Raw genomic sequence first — 3,839 nt, 5'->3', positions numbered from 1 at the left:
CTGGCGGCGAGCGGGCGACCGCTGGCGGCCCCGTCGGCCAATGCCAGCAACGGCCTCAGCCCGACCACCGCCGGGCACGTCGTCGCCAGCCTGGGCGACACGGTGCCGCTGGTGATCGACGACGGGCCATGCGCGGCGGGGCTGGAGTCGACGATCGTGCACGCAAGGCGAGTGCTGCGGCCGGGGCCGATCACCGACGCCGATCTCAACCCGGACAACCGGGGTTCAGGCGCTGGCCGTCTCGACACCGGGCCTTCGCAGGGACGGATCGTGGCACCCGGCCAGCTTGCGAGCCACTATGCACCGGGCAAACCGCTGCGCCTCGATGTGATCGACGCCGCCCGCGATGAATACCTCATAGGTTTCGGCCCTGTCGCCGGTGACGAAACACTGTCCGCCGCCGGCAACCCGGTCGAGGCCGCCGCCAACCTGTTCGCTGCGCTTCACCGCGCCGACGCCAGCGACCGCGCCCGCATCGCCGTCGCGCCGATCCCGCGCGATGGGCTGGGCGAGGCGATCAACGACCGCCTCGCCCGCGCCGCTACGCGCTGACCGCCTTCGACCGCGCGGCGAAGCTCTTGCGCAGCTTCTGGAGCTTGGGCGGGATCACCGCCATGCAATAGGGGTTGGAGCGGCCGGACGTCTCCCAATAATCTTGGTGGTAGCCCTCTGCGGGAAACCATTCGGCTCCCACTCCATTTGGCGTCTCAATAGTGGTGACGATCGGCCCAGCCGCGGTCTCGCCCGCCCGCTCGATCGCCGCGCGCGTCTGGAGCCGCTGGTCATCGTCTGCCGGGAAGATCGCCGAGCGGTACTGCGTGCCAACATCGTTACCCTGGCGGTTGAGCTGGGTCGGATCATGGGTGGCGAAGAAGACGTCGAGCAGGTCGCCATAGCTCAGCCGGTCGGGATCGAAGCCGACCCGGATCGCCTCGGCATGGCCGGTATCGCCGCCGCACACCTGCTTGTAGGTGGGATTGGGCACCTGGCCGCCGATATAGCCGCTTTCCACGCTCTCGACGCCGATCACGTCCTTGAACACCGCCTCCGTGCACCAGAAGCAGCCGCCCGCTATGGTCGCATATTCCGTCGTCATCGAATGCCTCCTGATCTTTCGCCAGAGATAGGAAGCGCATAGGACTGCGCCAACCGGGAGGCGGCATGATCGAGGGCGCAAGGCTAGACGGCAAGGTGATGGTGACCGGCGGCGCGGGCTATATCGGCAGCCATGCGGTGCTGGCGCTGCTCGACGCCGGCTATCAGATGGTGGTGGTCGACAGCCTCGTCACCGGCTTTGCCTGGGCGGTCGACCCGCGCGCGACGCTGGTGGAGATGGCGGTCGAGGACCCGCAGATGGCCGGGGTGATCGCCGAACATGGCGTCCGTGCGATCATGCACTTCGCCGGCTCGGTGGTGGTGCCCGAGTCGGTGTCCGACCCGCTCAAATATTATCGCAACAACACCGCCGCGACCCGGTCGCTGATCGAGAGCGCGGTGGCGACCGGGGTGCCGCACTTCATCTTCTCCTCCACCGCCGCGACCTATGGCACGCCGGCGCGCGTGCCGGTGGCGGAGGGCGATCCGACCGTGCCGATCAATCCCTATGGCTGGTCGAAGCTGATGAGCGAGGCGATGCTGCGCGATGTCGCCGCCGCGCACCCCCTCAACTATGGTGCGCTGCGATACTTCAACGTCGCTGGGGCCGATCCGCAGGGGCGCAGTGGGCAGTCCACGGTGGGCGCGACCCACCTCATCAAGATCGCGGTCGAGGCGGCGATCGGCAAGCGCGGCGGTGTCGGCGTGTTCGGAACCGACTTCGATACGCCCGACGGCACCGGCGTGCGCGACTATATCCATGTCAGCGACCTCGCCGCCGCGCATGTCGCGATGCTGGAAAAGCTGGTCGCCGAGCCGACGGCGAGCCACACCTATAATGTCGGTTACGGCCGCGGCTTCTCCGTCAATCAGGTGCTGGACGCGGTCGACCGGGTGACCAACCTGACGATCGAACGCCGCTACGAGGGTCGACGCGCCGGCGACCCGGCGGCGCTGGTGGCGGACAATCGCGCCATCCTGGCGGCACTGCCGTGGCGGCCGGGGCGCGACGATCTCGACACGATCGTCGCCGACGCGCTCGCCTGGGAGCGGCGGCTGGCCGAGCGGGCGTGAGCTTGCGCTCGCTGCTGTTCGTGCCCGGTGACCGGCCCGATCGCTTCGCCAAGGCGGCGGCGAGCGGGGCCGACGCGCTGATCCTCGACCTGGAAGATGCGGTCGTCCCAGAGCGCAAGGGGGAGGCGCGGCGGGCGATCGCCGCTTATCTGAACGAAGAGCGTCGTCTGCCACTGTTCGTCCGCGTCAACCCGCTCGGATCGGGGCTGAGCGACGACGATCTCGCGGCGGTGCTGCCGGGCCGGCCCGATGCGATCGTCCTGCCCAAGGCGGAGGGCGCGGCCAGCGTCACGGCACTGGAGAGCGGCGACATACCGGTACTACCGATCGCGACCGAGACGCCGGCGGCGATCTTCCAGCTCGGCAGCTATGCTGCGTACGCCGGGCGGCTCGCCGGCCTGACCTGGGGGGCGGAGGATCTGCCCGCCGCGATCGGCGCGTCGACCGCGCGTGAGGCGGATGGCGGCTACACCGCGCCGTACCAGCTCACCCGCTCGCTGACGCTGTTCGCCGCCCATGCCGCGGGGGTGGCCGCAATCGAGACGGTCTATCCCGACTTCCGTGATCTCGACGGGCTGGCGCTCTATGCCGCGCGCGGGCGGCGCGACGGCTTTACCGGGATGATGGCGATCCACCCGGCGCAAGTGCCGGTCATCAACGCCGCGTTCACGCCCTCCGCCGCCGAGATCGCCCATGCCCGCCGCATCGTTGCGGCGTTCGCGGCTCATCCCGGCGCCGGCGCGCTCCAGCTCGACGGGCGGATGATCGATGCGCCGCACCTGAAGGCGGCGCAGCGGCTGCTAGGGCTCGCCGCCGACTGAGGCGCGCAGCCCCGCCGTCGTCAGCCACCACGCCAGCGCCCAGATCGTGCCGAAGCTCCACCCCGCCAGCACGTCGCTCGGCCAGTGGACCCCGAGATACACCCGGCTGCACCCGATCATCCCGGCCAGCAGGATCGCCATGACCAGCAGCGCGCGCCGCAGCCGCCGGTCGGGCGTCACCTGCGAGGCAAGCGCGGCGAGCGTCAGGTAGATCGCGGCGCTTCCCGCGGCATGGCCGCTCGGGAAGCTGGCATGGTCCGCCTCGACCAGATGCGACACGAGCGTCGGGCGCGGCCGCGCGACCTCCCACTTGGCCAGGTCGATCATCCAGGACACGCTCGCACAGGCGATCACCGTCGCCAATGCGGTCAGCCACAAGCGTTGGACGAGCAGCACCACCGTCACCGCGGCCACCACCAAGCTTAGTACGGTGACGCTGCCAAGCGCGGTCACGTCGATCGCCGCGAAGCGCAGCCAGCGCGGCCCGCCCCAGGCGCGCAGGCCCAGGATGATCGAGCGGTCGAAGCCGAACGGCCAGCGATCGATCAGCAGCCCCGCGCCGATCAGCAGCGCGATCGCGGCCGCGCCGATCGCCGCGCCGACCAGCGGTGCAGGCAGGCAGCGGGCGTGGGTGTGGATCGATACTCGCACGGTCGTGATCCTCTTCCTCACCGGAACACCGCACTGCCCGCTTCGTTGCCACCATCGTACGACGCTCGATCATCGCAGCGGCGCTTGGTGAAGGACAGGGACATGAGCGTTTTCAGCGCGATCAAGGATGCGATCCTGGGTCATCCGGCAGCGCAGCCTGCAGCGGCACCGGCAGCCCCGGCTGTCGCCGCTCCGGTC

The 3,839-nt window shown here is 69.9% G+C and carries 5 protein-coding genes; 3 read left to right on the top strand and 2 right to left on the bottom strand.

The genetic code is table 11. The features are described from left to right. A partial coding sequence (locus tag HUU96_RS12850) for an L-threonylcarbamoyladenylate synthase (RefSeq protein ID WP_174293161.1) occupies positions 1–552 on the top strand: 552 nt, incomplete at its 5' end. On the opposite strand, the gene msrA is transcribed toward HUU96_RS12850, so the two are convergent. After that, a complete protein-coding gene (gene msrA, locus HUU96_RS12845; protein WP_174293160.1) occupies positions 542–1,096 on the bottom strand; it encodes a peptide-methionine (S)-S-oxide reductase MsrA in 555 nt (184 codons plus the stop codon). The genes HUU96_RS12850 and msrA overlap by 11 nt on opposite strands. Positions 1,097–1,161: 65 nt before the next feature. On the opposite strand from msrA, the gene galE reads away from it, so the two are divergent. Then, on the top strand, positions 1,162–2,169 hold the full coding sequence (gene galE, locus HUU96_RS12840; protein WP_174293159.1) for a UDP-glucose 4-epimerase GalE: 1,008 nt from the start codon (positions 1,162–1,164) through the stop codon (positions 2,167–2,169). Further along, positions 2,166–2,990: an HpcH/HpaI aldolase/citrate lyase family protein gene (locus HUU96_RS12835; RefSeq protein WP_174293158.1), complete on the top strand. Its 825-nt coding sequence runs from the start codon at positions 2,166–2,168 to the stop codon at positions 2,988–2,990. The genes galE and HUU96_RS12835 overlap by 4 nt, the downstream gene beginning before the upstream one ends. Here the strand turns inward: HUU96_RS12835 and HUU96_RS12830 are convergent. After that, positions 2,970–3,641, bottom strand: a complete 672-nt coding sequence (locus tag HUU96_RS12830) for a phosphatase PAP2 family protein (protein WP_254605219.1) — start codon at positions 3,639–3,641, stop codon at positions 2,970–2,972. The genes HUU96_RS12835 and HUU96_RS12830 overlap by 21 nt on opposite strands. Between the last annotated feature and the right edge of the window lie 198 nt (positions 3,642–3,839).

It is taken from the genome of Sphingomonas bacterium, from assembly GCF_903644135.1.
GTDB lineage: Bacteria > Pseudomonadota > Alphaproteobacteria > Sphingomonadales > Sphingomonadaceae > Sphingomonas.
The sequence above is the reverse complement of the archived record's forward strand: the minus strand, read 5'-3'. Positions and strand labels throughout refer to the sequence as shown.

Excerpts from the sequence above, each read along its gene's own strand:
- galE (WP_174293159.1), top strand. The coding sequence starts at position 1,162 with ATGATCGAGGGCGCAAGGCTAGACGGCAAGGTGATGGTGACCGGCGGC.
- msrA (WP_174293160.1), bottom strand. The coding sequence starts at position 1,096 with ATGACGACGGAATATGCGACCATAGCGGGCGGCTGCTTCTGGTGCACG.